19 protein-coding genes are annotated in these 14,923 nt (G+C 62.1%); 9 read left to right on the plus strand and 10 right to left on the minus strand.

What is annotated here, in order from left to right; genetic code table 11:
- Window positions 1–10: 10 nt before the first annotated feature.
- The gene (locus tag TR36_RS02655) at window positions 11–553 is read left to right on the plus strand and encodes a TlpA disulfide reductase family protein (protein ID WP_045387622.1); all 543 of its coding nucleotides are present in this window, start codon (window positions 11–13) and stop codon (window positions 551–553) included.
- On the opposite strand, the gene TR36_RS02660 is transcribed toward TR36_RS02655, so the two are convergent.
- Window positions 509–1,099 (minus strand): DNA-3-methyladenine glycosylase I, encoded by a 591-nt coding sequence (locus TR36_RS02660; protein ID WP_045387619.1) that lies wholly within the window; start codon window positions 1,097–1,099, stop codon window positions 509–511. The genes TR36_RS02655 and TR36_RS02660 overlap by 45 nt on opposite strands.
- Window positions 1,100–1,203: 104 nt before the next feature.
- Between TR36_RS02660 and TR36_RS02665 the strand changes: the two genes are divergently transcribed.
- Window positions 1,204–2,028: an EAL domain-containing protein gene (locus TR36_RS02665; RefSeq protein WP_062762327.1), complete on the plus strand. Its 825-nt coding sequence runs from the start codon at window positions 1,204–1,206 to the stop codon at window positions 2,026–2,028.
- A gap of 42 nt (window positions 2,029–2,070) precedes the next feature.
- Here the strand turns inward: TR36_RS02665 and TR36_RS14735 are convergent, their stop codons facing one another.
- From TR36_RS14735 to TR36_RS02675, 3 genes are read right to left on the minus strand one after another with little or no spacing between them, the layout of a single operon-like run.
- Window positions 2,071–2,238 carry a YdcH family protein gene (locus TR36_RS14735; protein ID WP_067397891.1) on the minus strand — a complete coding sequence of 56 codons (168 nt, stop codon included), beginning with the start codon at window positions 2,236–2,238 and terminating at the stop codon, window positions 2,071–2,073.
- A gap of 55 nt (window positions 2,239–2,293) precedes the next feature.
- Window positions 2,294–3,085, minus strand: coding sequence for a tRNA1(Val) (adenine(37)-N6)-methyltransferase (locus TR36_RS02670; RefSeq protein ID WP_045388728.1), 792 nt, complete (start codon window positions 3,083–3,085; stop codon window positions 2,294–2,296).
- A complete protein-coding gene (locus TR36_RS02675) occupies window positions 3,085–3,300 on the minus strand; it encodes a DUF2007 domain-containing protein (RefSeq protein WP_045387613.1) in 216 nt (71 codons plus the stop codon). The genes TR36_RS02670 and TR36_RS02675 overlap by 1 nt, the downstream gene beginning before the upstream one ends.
- Before the next feature lie 107 nt (window positions 3,301–3,407).
- On the opposite strand from TR36_RS02675, the gene TR36_RS02680 reads away from it, so the two are divergent.
- Window positions 3,408–4,346, plus strand: coding sequence for a polyprenyl synthetase family protein (locus TR36_RS02680; RefSeq protein WP_082714842.1), 939 nt, complete (start codon window positions 3,408–3,410; stop codon window positions 4,344–4,346).
- Here the strand turns inward: TR36_RS02680 and TR36_RS02685 are convergent.
- From TR36_RS02685 to TR36_RS02695, 3 genes are all read right to left on the minus strand, one after another.
- Window positions 4,343–5,158 (minus strand): 4-(cytidine 5'-diphospho)-2-C-methyl-D-erythritol kinase, encoded by an 816-nt coding sequence (locus tag TR36_RS02685; RefSeq protein ID WP_045387610.1) that lies wholly within the window; start codon window positions 5,156–5,158, stop codon window positions 4,343–4,345. The genes TR36_RS02680 and TR36_RS02685 overlap by 4 nt on opposite strands.
- Entirely contained in the window at window positions 5,142–6,848 is a 1,707-nt protein-coding gene (locus TR36_RS02690) for a tetratricopeptide repeat protein (protein WP_045387607.1), read from the minus strand. Before TR36_RS02690 ends, TR36_RS02685 begins: the two co-directional genes overlap by 17 nt.
- Window positions 6,849–6,947: 99 nt before the next feature.
- The gene (locus TR36_RS02695; protein WP_045387604.1) at window positions 6,948–8,600 is read right to left on the minus strand and encodes an electron transfer flavoprotein-ubiquinone oxidoreductase; all 1,653 of its coding nucleotides are present in this window, start codon (window positions 8,598–8,600) and stop codon (window positions 6,948–6,950) included.
- A gap of 211 nt (window positions 8,601–8,811) precedes the next feature.
- On the opposite strand from TR36_RS02695, the gene greA reads away from it, so the two are divergent.
- Window positions 8,812–9,282: a transcription elongation factor GreA gene (gene greA, locus TR36_RS02700; RefSeq protein WP_045387601.1), complete on the plus strand. Its 471-nt coding sequence runs from the start codon at window positions 8,812–8,814 to the stop codon at window positions 9,280–9,282.
- A gap of 8 nt (window positions 9,283–9,290) precedes the next feature.
- The gene (locus TR36_RS02705) at window positions 9,291–10,151 is read left to right on the plus strand and encodes a hypothetical protein (RefSeq protein WP_052362445.1); all 861 of its coding nucleotides are present in this window, start codon (window positions 9,291–9,293) and stop codon (window positions 10,149–10,151) included.
- On the opposite strand, the gene TR36_RS02710 is transcribed toward TR36_RS02705, so the two are convergent.
- Complete coding sequence (locus TR36_RS02710) at window positions 10,148–10,732, minus strand: N-acetyltransferase (RefSeq protein ID WP_045387598.1); 585 nt, start codon at window positions 10,730–10,732, stop codon at window positions 10,148–10,150. The genes TR36_RS02705 and TR36_RS02710 overlap by 4 nt on opposite strands.
- Window positions 10,733–10,821: 89 nt before the next feature.
- Here TR36_RS02710 and TR36_RS02715 point away from each other — a divergent pair, with 89 nt between their 5' ends.
- Together TR36_RS02715 and TR36_RS02720 are read left to right on the plus strand one after the other, a co-directional pair.
- Window positions 10,822–11,526: an AzlC family ABC transporter permease gene (locus tag TR36_RS02715; RefSeq protein WP_045387594.1), complete on the plus strand. Its 705-nt coding sequence runs from the start codon at window positions 10,822–10,824 to the stop codon at window positions 11,524–11,526.
- Window positions 11,523–11,837 (plus strand): AzlD domain-containing protein, encoded by a 315-nt coding sequence (locus TR36_RS02720; RefSeq protein ID WP_045387592.1) that lies wholly within the window; start codon window positions 11,523–11,525, stop codon window positions 11,835–11,837. Before TR36_RS02715 ends, TR36_RS02720 begins: the two co-directional genes overlap by 4 nt.
- Before the next feature lie 4 nt (window positions 11,838–11,841).
- Here the strand turns inward: TR36_RS02720 and TR36_RS02725 are convergent, their stop codons facing one another.
- A complete protein-coding gene (locus tag TR36_RS02725) occupies window positions 11,842–12,462 on the minus strand; it encodes a hypothetical protein (protein WP_045387590.1) in 621 nt (206 codons plus the stop codon).
- A 120-nt stretch (window positions 12,463–12,582) separates the two neighbouring features.
- Between TR36_RS02725 and TR36_RS02730 the strand changes: the two genes are divergently transcribed.
- The gene (locus TR36_RS02730; RefSeq protein WP_045387587.1) at window positions 12,583–13,521 is read left to right on the plus strand and encodes an L-threonylcarbamoyladenylate synthase; all 939 of its coding nucleotides are present in this window, start codon (window positions 12,583–12,585) and stop codon (window positions 13,519–13,521) included.
- A 6-nt stretch (window positions 13,522–13,527) separates the two neighbouring features.
- Here TR36_RS02730 and TR36_RS02735 read toward each other — a convergent pair whose 3' ends face one another.
- Window positions 13,528–14,355 (minus strand): prephenate dehydratase, encoded by an 828-nt coding sequence (locus tag TR36_RS02735; RefSeq protein ID WP_045387584.1) that lies wholly within the window; start codon window positions 14,353–14,355, stop codon window positions 13,528–13,530.
- Window positions 14,356–14,448: 93 nt separating this feature from the next.
- On the opposite strand from TR36_RS02735, the gene TR36_RS02740 reads away from it, so the two are divergent.
- Complete coding sequence (locus TR36_RS02740) at window positions 14,449–14,898, plus strand: cytochrome c family protein (protein WP_045387581.1); 450 nt, start codon at window positions 14,449–14,451, stop codon at window positions 14,896–14,898.
- Window positions 14,899–14,923: the final 25 nt, after the last annotated feature.

Raw genomic sequence — 14,923 nt, forward strand, 5'->3', positions numbered from 1 at the left:
GGAGGATGGTATGCTTCGGATCGGTCTTTGTGTCGTCTATACCGCCTTGGCGCTTGGCGCAAATGCGGCGATTGCGGATGTTCCTGCTGCACAATCAGTACAAGCGGGGGATATGCGCAAGGTCGCATTTCAGGATCCGCAGCCGATGCCCGAGGGAACGCTGCTGACGATGGACGGTGCGGAAGTGCCGACGGGCGATCTGGCGGGTCAGTGGACGGTGGTCAATTTCTGGGCAACCTGGTGCCCGCCCTGCCGCCACGAGATGCCATCGCTGGATAAACTGCAGGTGGAGCGGCCTGATCTGAAGGTGGTCACCATCGCATCCGGCCGGAATCCCTTGCCCAAGATCAGGGCATTCTTCGATCATGCGGACATAGGGGCGGTGACATCCCTGCGCGATCCGGATCAGTCGCTTTCGCGCAAGGCAGGGGTTATCGGCCTGCCTGTCACGCTGATCCTGAACCCGGATGGGCAGGTCGTGGGGCGTTTGACGGGCGATGCCGATTGGTCAGGTCCGGACGCCCTGGCCTTTTTCGATGCGCTTGGCAGCTAGGATGCACCGTTCACGCGCCGCACAGGTCAGCAGATGGTCATTGATCAGACCGGTTGCCTGAAGGAATGCATAGGTGATCGTCGGCCCGCAGAATTTGAACCCCCGCTTTCGAAGGTCATTGGAGATCCGGCGTGACAGATCGGTAGCCGCAGGGACATCGGCCTGCGTTTCCGGGCTGTTCACCAAAGGCGTATTTCCAACATAATCCCATAGGAATGCCGAAAAATCCGGTATCTCGAGATAGGCGCGGGCGTTGGTGATTGTCGCCTCTATCTTGCCGCGGTGGCGGATGATTCGCGTATCGGACAGCAGGCGCGCTACCTCCGGCTCTTCCCAGCGGGCGATTGTGGCGGGCTCGAATCCTTCGAAGGCCTCCCGGAAGCCGTCACGCCGACGCAGGATCGTGATCCATGACAGGCCGGCCTGAAAGCCGTCCAGCATCAGTTTTTCATAGAGCGCGCGGGAATCATATTCCGGCATACCCCATTCGGTATCGTGATAGGCGACATAGACGGGATCTGTTCCGCACCACTGGCAGCGTTGCATCGGCCCTCTCAAAAGTTGCCTAAAATTAGAGCTAACGGCTAATATTCAGGGATTGTTTACGATCAAAGGCCAAGTCTGTCGACAGCGCGATACAGGGGCGGAATATGACGGATAACAAGCGTAAGGTCGGAATTGACGGGACGCCGCTCGGTTTTGCGGTCTCGGAAAATGATCGGCAGACGATTTCCATGGTCGCATCTGCCTTGGACCAACAGCGTGTCGCATTGGCCTTTCAACCGGTTGTTCTGGGCAGGGATACAAGCAAGGTTGCCTTTCATGAAGGGCTGATCCGCATCATGGATCCGTCGGGCAGGGTGATTCCCGCGCGCGATTTCATGAGCGTGGTCGAAGAGCAGGAGCTTGGCCGCCGCATCGATGTCGCCGCATTGGAGCAGGGGATGCTGACCCTGGTGCGCAATCCGAAGATCCGTCTGGCCATCAACATGTCGGCCCGTTCCATCGGCTATGCCCCCTGGATGCGCGCCCTACATCACGGTCTTGCACAGGATGCGACCGTGGCTGAACGGCTGATTCTGGAAATTACCGAATCCTCGGCCATGCTTGTGCCGGAGCTGGTGACCTCTTTCATGGGGGAGCTGCAGCGGTATGGCATTGCCTTTGCGCTGGATGATTTCGGGGCGGGGTTCACCGCATTCCGCTACTTCAAGGAATTCTTCTTCGACATGGTGAAAATCGACGGGCAATTCATCCGCGGCATTGACAAGGATCGCGACAACCAGGTGCTGACCCGCGCACTGCAATCCATCGGAGAGCATTTCGAGATGATCACGGTTGCCGAGGCTGTTGAAACGGTGGCGGAGGCCAAGTTCCTCCAATCCATCGGCGTCGATTGTTTTCAGGGGTATCTGTTCGGGGCGCCTACGACGCGGCCCGCATGGGACAAAAAACGCGACAAACTGCGGGCGTGATAATCAGAGGGGCGCTGGCGGTTGCCGCCAGCGCCGAAACGTTCAGTGTTGCGACAGGCGACTGATCTCTTCTTTCAGGCGCAACTTCTTCCGTTTCAGTTCGGCGATCTTCAGGGGGTCAGAGGCGGGCTGGCGCTGTTCCCACGTAACCGAGCTTGAGAGCGATTCGTGCTTGCGGCGTAGTTCTTGCAGGTGCGAAGCGATCGACATAACGGTCTCCATCTGATTGCAGATGACAGAAGTGCAACACGCTTTCTGAGTCGTGTCACCTATCTATTTCGGTAATTTTCTTGCGCGGGCCGGTTTTGGCCAACTCAAGGGGCGGAAAGCCGCTGCCGTGGCGCAGGATGCTGCGCGGCAAAGGCATTGTATCATCAACACCATCGCCTTCATGTGCTGTGCCTGCATGCAGAATCACAGGGGGCAAAAGACAAAATGCCGCACGCCCCCCTTTGCGCGCCTGAAGGATCAGGCGCTTCGGTGCACGATCGATCCGCGCAGCAAGAGGCAGCACGACAGTAGAGCCGAGGCTGGGAGGCATGCCGATCAGGGCATTGGGCAAACGGTCTGCACCGAAGATCAGCGTGATTGTCCCGCCAGGGCGCACCCGCCGCGCCATGACGGCAATCCAGCGTCCGATATGCATGCGTTCCCGCAGTGCCATGTCACGACCCGCATCCGCCGAAGGGGTGCCACCCGCGTAATAGGGTGGATTGGCAAAAACATGATCATAGGTTTCCGCCAGCGAAAGTGCCTCGATATCGGCCTCTATCACGGTCAGGGGCAGGCCATTGCGCGCGGCATTGCGGCGCGCCAGATCGGCATAGGGGTGCTGCACCTCCACCCCCGTTGGCAGGGCTCCGGTGCGGTAGGCTACGCACAGGCTGGCCACTCCGGCGCCGCATCCCAATTCCAGAACACGCTCACCCTGTTTTGCCGGTACGGCAGCCGCCAGGAATACCGGGTCCGTGGCCGCGCGATACCCGTCGCGCGGTTGCAGGATCCGCAACCGCCCGTCCAGAAAGCCGTCTTCGGTCAGATGGCTTTCGTCGAACATCATTGCCCAAGCGGAATTTTGTTATCCAGCATGATCTTGCTGGCAAGGAAGTGATCCCGCTCATGCACCAGCAGGCGGCGGGGGAATGCTCCGATCCCGCCTTCGAGGATGCTCATGTGGACGTCCATTGCAAAGGCCGTTATACCCTCGCCCTGTAGCAGCGCCTGAGCGAAGGCGATCACAGTGGGATCGGTGGTGCGCAGAAGCTCTTTCATGGCAAACAGATAGGTGGCGTATCGCTGCTTGTCGAGAGACGGGAATTGACGTGGACGACCTTTCGCAAAAACCGCATGACCGCCTGGGTCAATGGCTGGCCGCCGACATGGCCGCAGTAAACGATCTTATCCGTGAACGGATGGCTTCCCGGCATGCCCCGCGCATCCCCGAGGTGACGGCCCATCTGGTGGAGGCCGGGGGCAAGCGTCTGCGCCCGATGCTGGTTCTGGCCGCCGCGCGGATGTGTGGCTATGACGGCCCCTATCACGTGCATCTGGCTGCAACTGTTGAATTTATTCACACCGCGACACTGCTCCATGACGATGTGGTGGATGAAAGCGAGCGTCGCCGCGGTCGGCCGACGGCCAACCTTCTATGGGATAACAAATCTTCGGTTCTGGTCGGGGATTACCTGTTTGCCCGCTCGTTCCAGCTGATGGTCGAGGCGGACCGGATCGATGTGCTGGGCGTACTTGCCAACGCCTCCGCCACAATTGCCGAGGGGGAGGTGCTACAACTTACCGCAGCACAGGATCTGTCCACGACCGAGGATGTATATCTGCAGGTGGTACGGGGCAAAACCGCGGCCCTGTTCGGCGCCGCAACCGAGGTGGGCGGCATGATTGCCGGTGCGACCGAGGCGCAGCAGGCCGGATTGCGCGATTATGGCGATGCGCTCGGGATTGCCTTCCAGATCGTGGATGACCTGCTGGATTATGGCGGTATTGCCGAAACGATCGGCAAGAACACGGGCGATGATTTCCGTGAACGCAAGCTGACGCTGCCGTTGATCAAGGCCTTGGCCAAGGCGGATGCAGAAGAGATGGCCTTCTGGACCCGCACGATCGCCATGGGCGAACAGCAGGATGGTGATCTGGAGCAGGCGCAGGGGATCCTGAAACGCCACGGTGCGCTGGTTGCGGCGCGGGATGATGCGCTCGCCTGGGTGGAACACGCCAAGGCAGCCCTTGCACCGCTGCCCGATCATGAATTGCGCGGCATGCTGATGGATGTGGCGGATTACGTGGTGGCGCGGATCCGCTAACCCTCCATCGGGGCGGCCGCGCTCCACCATTCGGGGGGCAGGGCGGCTGCGGCAGCACGCGCCTCCCGTTCGGATGCGAACAGGCCCCAGCAGGTGGCCCCTGATCCGGACATGCGTGCCATCAGGCAGCCCGTGGTAGCCGCCAGAGTATCACGGACATCGGCAATAATCGGTTGCAGGGTAATTGCGGGGGCTTCAAGATCGTTGCGCGTGTTCCGCAACCATTGAACCAGATCCATGACGGTTGCGAATGCCGGAATATCCGGCAGCGCAGCCCCGAAGGCCTGAAGTCCCTTGAACACCGGTCCGGTGGGCACCTGTACGCGCGGATTTGCCAGAACCAGCCATCCTTTGGGTAGCAGAACCGGGTCCAGCCGTTCGCCGACGCCGCCCATACGGGCCGAGGCTCCGTTCAGGCAGACGGGCACATCGGCCCCCAGCTTCAGCACATCGGATGCCATGGGAAGGGGCGCACCCGTCAGCCCCGCCATCACCCGAAGCGCCGCCGCTGCATCCGCCGAGCCGCCGCCGATGCCAGATGCAACCGGTAGAACCTTTTCCAGATGCAGGGCAGCTGTCCCCTCCATCAGCCGGGCGGCCCGCAGAACCAGATTGTCACCGCTTAACCCGGCGGCTTCCGGCCCCGTCACCTCCAGTGTCAGGGTATCCGCTGTGGTGCCGGTCAGCCGGTCACCCACGCCCGCGAACACGACCAGGCTATCCAGCAAATGGTATCCGTCTTCCCGACGGCCTGTGACATGCAGGGCAAGATTGACCTTGGCGCGTGCCAGAGCCTCAATTCGTGTTGTCATGCGCGTCGGTTATCTTCGTGGCCAGATCGGTCTTGCCTTCATCGGTCAGGACCTGCTCCAGCCCCAGTTCCAGCTTTTTGTGGATGCGTTCGGCCTCGGCCTCTGTCGGATCGAACGACAGGGCGCGTCGCCATTGAAAGCGCGCCTCGGCCCTGCGACCGACCGCCCAATATACATCGGCCAAATGGTCGGTGATGATCGGATCGGACGGTTCCAGTGCGACGGCCTGAACCATCGGCTCCACGGCTTCGTCAAACCGGCCAAGCTGGAACAATGCCCAGCCAAGGCTGTCCTGGATCGCGCCGGAATCAGGCTCGGCCTCGACCGCCCGCTGGATCATATCCAGCGCCTCGTCCAGTTTGCGACCCTGCTCTACCAAGGCATATCCAAGATAGTTCAGCACGTCCGGCTGGTCAGGCTGCAATTCCAGCGCCGCGCGCATATCCGCCTCGGATTCCGTATATTGGCCCAGACGTTCATGCACGATGCCGCGGCTGAACAGGACAGGCCAGTATTGCGCCGAGGGACGACCGATGGTGCGCAACGCGCGATCATAGGCGGGCAGGGCGTCCTTGTAATTCTCCATGCGGCGCAGGGCATCGGCATAGCCGACCTGTGGTCCCAAGGCGTCCGGACGCTCGTCGATCAGGGTTGCAAGAACAGCCAGCGCCTCGTCCTGCTGTCCATTGCCGAACAGGGCATCGGCGCGGGCAACTTCTGCGGCTTCATGCAGCATGTCATCGGGGGAAACCTGATCGTAGGCATCGATTGCCAGTTCAGTCTGGCCTTGCTGGTCCAGCAGCTCCCCGACAAGGATCTGCGCTTCGGCCTGATCGGGGCGCAGATCTGTGGCCACGCGGGCATAAAGCAGGGTGAACGTATCGCCTGCCTCGCCCTGAAGGGCGGAGGCCAGCGTATAGAACACTTCGGAGACGCCATCGCTGGCGTTGCGGGCCACGGTCCAGTCCAGCGTCTCGCCTGCCCGCAATTCGGCGGTCACGGCCTTGTACGTGGGATCGCTGGGAAGAAAGGCTTCGGTCGCCAGGTCAATGGCATCTTCGTTCCTGTCCAGTTGCGACAGGATCTGGATATGCGCCAGAACGCCACGGCGCGTCAGGGCCAGCGGATGGTCGGCGTCGGAAAAAATGGCCTCCGCCCCCTCCATATCGCCGACCGAGGCGAGCGCGAGGGCCTTGTGGTACAGCCCGAAGGATTCCAGCCCTTGGGTCGCGGCAATGGCATCAAAACGCTTCATGGCGGCGGCGGGCTTGCCCTGACCCAGCAAGGCCCATGATTTTACGAGGTTTTCCAGAAGGGCGCCGATGGGCTGCTGGTCCATCTTCCAGTCCAGAATGGCGGCCCAGTCTTTGGCTTTGGCCTGTTGGTCCAGAAGCGCGATATACATCGCTGGGCTTTGCAGGCCCGATGATCCCATGGTCTGGGCCACGGCAATGGCCGCGGGAAAGTTGTTGCTTGCGATATTGGCCACGACACTGCCTTCAAGCAGGTCTGGATTGCCGCTGTCGGCTTGCAGGGCACGGTCCAGCCAATAGGTCGCGGCGCGGTGATCGCTGCTGCTGGCCGCATTCTGGGCGGCCAGATAGGCCCCCGCATCCTGCGCCATCGTGGCGGATGGCAGGCATAGCGCAAGCGCCAATAGGGCAGGGCGGAATATCATCTGGTCGCGCATGTGGCCTCCGGCTGTACGACCCGACGATATGGCGCTTTTTCACCGACCGCAAACCCCCATGCGGCGTCAGGACGCCCGCAATGCCGCGGACGTGATCTGTCACATGTTCGGATAGTTCGGCCCGTCGCCCCCTTGTGGCGTGGTCCAGCGGATGTTCTGTGCAGGGTCCTTGATGTCGCAGGTCTTGCAATGCACGCAGTTCTGGAAATTGATCACGAACCTCGCGGCGTCGCCTTCGCCCACGACCTCGTAGACACCGGCGGGGCAATACCGCTGCGCGGGTTCGGCATAGGTCGGCAGGTTCAATGAGATGGGAACCGCAGGATCCATCAGCTTCAGGTGGGACGGCTGGCTTTCTTCATGGTTGGTAAAGCTGAAGGCCACATTGGTCAGCCGGTCGAATGACAGGACGCCGTCGGGTTTTGGATAATCGATCGGCTTGAAATCACTGGCCTTGCCCGTTGCCGCAGCATCCGTCTTTTTATGCGACAGCGTGCCGAACACCGAAAAACCGAACAGCTCGTTCGTCCACATGTCGAAGCCGCCCAGCATCAGCGAGGCATAAAGCCCGTAGCGGGACCAGAGCGGTTTGACGTTGCGCACCTTTTTCAGGTCCTGTCCGATCGCACCTGTGCGGACCGTATGCTCGTAATCATCCAGCGTATCGCTCTGGCGTCCTGCCGCGATGGCGGCCGCTGCGGCCTCTGCCGCGGCGATGCCCGACAGCATCGCGTTATGGTTGCCCTTGATTCGCGGCACATTGACCATTCCGACCGAGCATCCCAGAAGCGCCACACCCGGCGCCACCATCTTCGGCATGGACTGGTAGCCACCTTCGGAAATGGCGCGCGCGCCATAGGCCACGCGCTTGCCCCCCGCCAGCAGTTCGGCAACCACGGGATGGTGCTTGAACCGCTGGAATTCGGCATAGGGATAAAGATAGGGATTTTCATAGTTCAGGTGCACGACCAGCCCGATAAGGATCTGGTTGTTTTCGGCATGATAGATGAACGAGCCACCCCCGGCTTCGGAGCCCAGAGGCCAGCCCATCGTATGCGTGACGGTGCCTTCCTTGTGCTTGGCCGGGTCGATCTCCCAGATCTCTTTCATCCCGAGGCCGTATTTCTGCGGCTCGTACCCCGTTGCCAGGCCATAATTGGCAATGACCTGCTTGGAGAGTGATCCGCGAACGCCTTCGGCCAGAAAGACGTATTTGCCCAGAAGCTCCATCCCCGGTTCGTAATTCGGGCCGGGGGTGCCATCGGGGTTCAGGCCGAATTCGCCTGCAACAACACCCTTGATGTCCCCGTCGGGGCCCGTGACCACCTCGGAGCAGGACATGCCCGGAAAGATTTCGACGCCAAGCTCCTCGGCCTGCTCGGCCAGCCAGCGGCAGACGTTCGCCATGCTGACGATGTAATTGCCGTGGTTCGACATCAGCTTGGGCATGGGCGCATTGGGAAGGCGCGTCTGCCCTGTTTCCGTCAGGAACAGGAACTGGTCCTCGGTCACTGGCACGGTGACGGGCGCGCCCTTTTCCTTCCAGTCGGGAAACAGCGCCGTCAGGCCCACCGGATCCAGAACGGCACCGGACAGGATATGGGCACCGACCTCGGACCCCTTTTCAAGCAGTACCACCGAAAGATCCGGGTTGATCTGTTTCAGCCGGATCGCCGCAGATAGACCCGCAGGGCCGCCACCCACGATGACAACGTCATATTCCATCGATTCACGGCTGGTTTCGGCGGTCATATCACTCTCCGGCTTTGGGCCATGCCCTGTCGCTATGGTCCGAAAGTAATGGAGTAGCTGGCATGGAGCGTCAATCTCTGCATGCGACAACCTTTGCCGATGGCCGGTCAACCTGCTTGCAATTCGGGGCGCATTGCGTTCTGGTCTGATGCAACGATATGAAAGTCACGTGCCCGCCGGGTTCGTGGCTTTGCTTTTACGGTAAAGGCTTATGGACAAAATTCCGATGACCCGCGCAGGGTTCAAAGCGCTTGATGAAGAATTGAAACTGCTCAAATCGGTGGAACGGCCTGCGGTGATCCGTGCCATCGCCGAGGCGCGTGAACTGGGCGATCTGTCCGAGAATGCCGAATATCATTCGGCCCGTGAAAAGCAGAGCTTTATCGAAGGACGGATCAAGGAGCTGGAGGGCCTGCTGAGCCTTGCAGAGGTGATCGACCCGTCCAAACTGTCAGGCTCGATCAAATTCGGCGCCACCGTGACACTGCTGGACGAAGAGACCGAGCATGAGCGGACCTACCAGATCGTGGGAGAGCCGGAGGCCGACATCGAGAATGGCCGCCTGAACCTGCGGTCTCCGCTGGCCCGGGCGCTGATCGGCAAGGACGAAGGCGATTCCATCGAGGTTAAAACCCCGGGTGGAGAGCGCAGCTACGAAGTGCTCTCGGTCCGCTTCATCTGAGATATGGCATGAATCCGAACCACACACGCGCCTCCGGTCCGGGGGCTGATGGACCATTGCCGGAACTTGGCGGTGCGATCGGTGCTGTCTTTTGGGCAGTGGTCTGTCTGTGGTGGTGGACCTCTCGCCCCGAGGGGCAGGGGCCGGGGGCGCTGATGGGGCTGTTGCTGCTTGTCGTGCCGCTGCTGCTGATTGCAGGGCTGGTCGCAAGCCTGCGCATGCTGCGCGATGTGCAGCAGGAGGCGGACGGCCTGCGGGCGCGTCTGGAGCAAATGCGGGCAGAAGCCCAATCCCCGGCGCCACCCCGCCCGACGGCCGCGCCGCGGCCCATGGCCCCGCCACCGGCACCGGTGGAGGAAGAGCCGGAGCTGGATCTGGTGGATGATGCGGAACCTGCCGGCCTGACCATGGACGATTATCTGCGGGCGCTGAACTTTCCCGATTCTGCCGATGATCAGGAAGGCATCATTGCCCTGCGCCAGGTTCTGTCCGACCCGGATTCGGCCCGGCTGATCCGCGCGGCGCAGGACGTGCTGACGCTGCTGGCCGAGGACGGAGTGTTCATGGACGGGCTGGCCAGCGATCCACCGCGCGCCGACCTGTGGCGCCGGTTCAGCGCCGGAGAACGGGGGGCCGCAACCAGCGCCATCGGTACGGTGCGTGACCGGCCCGCGGTCACACTTGTGGCGCAGCGTATTCGCGAGGATGCCATTTTCCGCGATGTCGCCCATCATTTCATGCGCACATTCGACAAAAGCCTGCCCGCCTTTGCCCAGTTCGCCACGGATGGAGAGCTGTTGGCCCTGGCCGAAACCCGTACGGCGCGCGCATTCCTGCTGCTGGCCCGGGCTGCGGGCGCCTTCGTCTAAAGCTGGCGGACCATGGTGACGGTGCTGTCGAACCCGAACAGCGCCGCAGTTGCCCCGGCGGGGTGCCGATGGATTGCGGCAAAACCGTTTCGTTCGTACAGGCGACGCGCCCCTTCATTTTTGTCGACCACATCCAGCCGGATGGCGCTGTAGCGGCGGGTGACGGCCTCCGCGCATATGGCATTGATCAGGGCTGTGCCGATCCCCTGGCCACGCCGGTCGGGCACAACACATAACCCGTCGATCAGGAAACGCTGGTTGTCCGTATCCTGAACCAGCAGCCCCAAGGCATAGCGTCGCCATGTTGCCCCGAAGCGCCCGTAGGCGCTGCGCATCGCCGCAGCGTTCGCCCCGACAAAGGCCCCCCGCGCGGTCTTGAAGCCGCAAAGTCCGACCAGCCGCCCGCCCTCCACCGCCGAAAGGGTATGGTCCGCCTGCAAGGCCCCCGAGATGAACGACCGCGCACGGTCGTCCGGACCCATAACCCGACCCAGCTTGGGGCCGAATGCCTGCCAGTACAAATGGGCGGCCTGATCGCGGAATTCCGGCGCAAGGCCTTGTTCGATCCTTAGATTTGCCACGATGCGCCCCGTCCCTGTAGCGTTGCATTGCTGCCCGTCAGCGCCTATGCCAGCTGGGAACGCCAGTAAAGTGCGAAGGTTTCTTCAGGATGACATCAACCCGCAAGGCCCTTTGGCAAGGCTTTATCGCCGTCTCTCCGTTTTTGCTGGTGGTGGCACCCTTTGCGATCCTGTTTGGCGTCGTGGCCACCGAGGCGGGGCTGGATCTGGTGCAGATCATGGGGTTTTCGCTGTTTGTGGTGGCGGGTGCCGCGCAATTCGTGGCCCTGCAGCTGGCAGGGGAGAATGCGCCGCTGGCCATCATCCTGCTGACCTCCCTTGCGGTTAATCTGCGGCTGGTCATGTATTCCGCGGCCATCGCACCCTATCTGCAGGGCACAACGCTGTGGCAGCGGCTGCTGATCGCCTATTCGCTGACAGATCAGAGCTTTGCCGTAACCGTGGCCGATGCCGAGCGTCACCCGCGTACATTGAGCAACCGGCTGGCGTTCTATACCGGTTCGGCAGTGCCGCTACTGATGATATGGTACGGATTCACGCTGGTGGGCGCCGTGGCCGGAAGCGCGATCCCGCCAAGCTTTGCGCTCGATTTCGCGCTGCCGATCAGTTTCATCGCGTTGCTGGCACCCTCGTTGCGATCCTTGCCGCATGTTGCGGCCTGTTCGGCATCGGTTGCCGTGTCGCTGATGCTGACCTTCATGCCCTATGGCACGGGGGTGCTGGTCGCGGCTGTGATCGCCATGATCGTAGGGTCCCAGACCGAGGTCTGGCTAAAGCGGAGGGCGCGCGCATGAATACCGCCGAGATATGGATCATCATCATCGGGCTGGGGATCGGCACCTTCCTGCTGCGCTATTCGTTTCTGGCGCGGGAGGTTGCGTTCCCGGAATGGGCCCGCCGTTTGCTCCGGTACACATCCGTTGCAGTTCTGCCGGGGCTGGTCGCACCGATGGTGCTATGGCCCGAGGCGACCGGGGGGGCAGTGGATCCCGCACGATTGGGCGCGGCAGCCGTAACCGTGGCCGCCGGTATCTGGGCGAGGAGCACGTTCATCGCGATCCTCGCCGGTGGTGTGACGTTCTATACCCTGCTTTGGGCGCTGTAACGGATCAATAGGCCACGGGGGTGGCGCGGGAATCCCCCGGCGGCACCAGCATCACACCGTAATCCTTGTTGGCCTCCTGATCGGTGATCCGGCGGGTGGTCACACCCGGCAGCTTGGCAAACTGCTCCATCAGGTTGACGGGGAACCAGGTGCGGTGCAGCCCCTCGAATCCCGGAACGCCCTGCAGGACACCTGTGATCGAATGGGTGCATTGGGCCTTGCCGACCGCCCCCCAGCCCTGGGCGCGGCTGGCAATCTGGTCGGCAACCTCGGTCGGTACCAGATAGGTCTGCTCCACCACATCCCATGTGTCGCGCGCGTGATAGTCGATGTAGAAATCCACCATCTTGTCGGTGATGCCGTAATGCACATCGTTGCGTTCGGGCAATTGCGGATGCTGCCAGCTTCCGGCGGGGTCGAACAGGACGCGCTGGCTGCCGTTGATCAGCAGGCCCGAATGGCCGCCGCGACCATCTTTTTTCCGGACCACGGTAAACAGCGTGATCGAGGATGGATCGTCCGAATGATAGGCTGCACGGGCAACGGCCGCATCGGGTGCCCAGCGGGATTCAGCGCATGCCGTAAGGCTGACAAGCGCGATGAGGCAGAGAAGGATGTTACGCATGGGCTCCGGCCTTGGGTTCTCGGGATATTGGGGCCATAGCGGATTAGAAGTTGTCTGTCACGCTTGCGTCGGTCAGGTCGGGCGGGTAGCGAGGGGGCTGTGTTGCGAAGGCCACCGAATATGCTCGAAACCTGCCTGCTTTGCCCCGATGATGCGGGATTGTCCGAAGCCGCGCGTCTGCTGGATGCCGGCGGTCTGGTCGCATTTCCGTCCGAGACGGTCTACGGCCTTGGCGGTGATGCGCGCAACGATCGTGCCGTGGCACGGATATATGAGGCAAAGGGGCGGCCCAGCTTCAATCCGTTGATCGTCCATCTGGCCGATGCCGCAGATATCGGCCGCTATGCCTATCTGCCTGAAGGGTTCGACCGGTTGGCAGGGTTCTGGCCGGGTCCGCTGACATTGCTGCTGCCCCTGCGTGCGGATGCAGGATTGTCCCCTTTGGTTACGGCAGGGCTGGCAAAGGTTGCAATCCGCATTCCGGCGCATCCGGTGGCGCGGGCACTGTTGCGGGCCTTTGACGGGCCGCTGGCGGGGCCGTCGGCCAATCCGTCGGGGCGGATCAGCCCCACCCGCGCATCGCATGTGATGGACGGGCTTGGCGGGCGGATTGAGGCTGTTCTGGATGGCGGGCCCTGTGCCGTCGGGGTGGAATCCACGATCCTGGATCCCGAAGCGCCACCTGTATTGCTTCGCCCGGGCGGCGTCGCGCTGGAGGCGCTGGAGGCGGTTCTGGGCCCGATCGGGACGGGCGGGGATGCGGCGAAACCTTCGGCTCCGGGGCAATTGCTGTCACATTACGCGCCCCGCGGGCGGGTCCGGCTGAATGCCATGGCCGGTCCGGACGAAATTGCCATCGGGTTCGGTCCGGGGCCAGCGGCATTGAACCTGTCAAGAACCGGGGATCTGGTCGAGGCGGCAGCCAACCTGTTCCACATGTTGCGCGTGGCCGATGATCTGGCCGGCGAGGGGGGCACGATCGCCATTGCCCCGGTGCCGGAAACAGGCCTTGGCCGCGCCATCAACGACCGCCTGCGCAGGGCCGCAGCCCCGCGCTGAACGCGATCAGGCGCGACGGCGCGGATAGGTTCCCAGAATGGTGACGTGGCTGGTGAAGAAATCCAGCTCTTCCAATGCGCGTTTCACATGCGGCTCTTCGGGGTGGCCCTCGATGTCGGCATAGAATTCGGTCGCGATAAAGCTGCCGCCGACCATGTAGCTTTCCAGCTTGGTCATGTTCACCCCATTGGTGGCAAACCCACCCATCGCCTTGTAAAGGGCGGCCGGAATGTTGCGGACGCGGAAGGTGAATGTCGTGACCATGCGTTCCGCGCGCTTGCTGTAATCCGCTTCACGGGCGCAAACCAGAAATCGCGTGGTGTTGTTCTGCTGGTCCTCGATCCCGTCGGCAATCACGTCCAGCCCGTAGATCTCGCCTGCCAGGCTGGAGGCCATGGCGGCCATGGTCGGATCGCCTGCCTCGGCCACGGCCCGCGCCGATCCGGCGGTATCTGCCCCGATCTTCGGCTGGATGTTGTGCTTGTTCAGAAAGCTGCGCGCCTGTCCCAGAAGGACCACATGGCTCATGGCGTGGGTGATCTGGTCCAGTTTCGTGCCGGGCAGGCCCATCAAGGCGATTTCCACCCTGACGAATGCCTCATCGATGATCCGCAGGCCGGAGGCAGGCAGCAGAGAGTGGACATCGGCAACGCGCCCATAGGTCGAGTTTTCAACCGGCAGCATGGCCAGATCCGTCTCTCCGGAAAGGCAGGCCTCTATCGCATCCTCGAATGTCCGGCAGGGTAGGACATCCATATCGGGAAAGGCCTGACGGCAGGCGGAATGGGAGTAGGCGCCCAATTCACCCTGAAAGGAAATGCGTCCGGTTTTCATCGTAATCCCCCTCGTAGATGTGGTGTTCCTATACCTTGCAGGCCAGCGGGGGAAGCGCATAGATGTCAGGTGCCGGAACAGGAAAGGGGCACCATGGTTCAATGGCATAGCCTGTTGCGGGCAGGTACGGGCATCGGCGGGGCAGTGGTCCTGCTGGCGGGGTTGAACTGGACCGCTGCACTGATTTTTGTGCCCCGTGCGGTGGGGGATGCGGACACGGTGGTCACGGCATCGACCGATCCGGCGGAAGCAGCCGGCAGCAAGGTGTTCGCCCGGTGCCATGCCTGCCACGCCGTGGATAACAGCAACGGGATCGGCCCGCATCTGAATGGCGTGGTTGGCAGGCCCGCAGCATCGGTGGAAGGATTTGCCTATTCCAACGCCCTGCAGCGGATGGAGGGAGCCCCCTGGACCCCTGAACGGCTGGAGGCATTCCTGACCAACCCGCGCGGGTTCGCGCCGGGCACCAAGATGGCCTTTGCAGGTCTGCCGCGCGAAGAAGATCGCAAGGCCATTATCGCCTATCTTGAAACGGTGCCGTAGTTTTTCCTTGCCCCCGTCTCACGTA

This window comes from Falsirhodobacter sp. alg1, from assembly GCF_000739715.2.
GTDB lineage: Bacteria > Pseudomonadota > Alphaproteobacteria > Rhodobacterales > Rhodobacteraceae > Falsirhodobacter.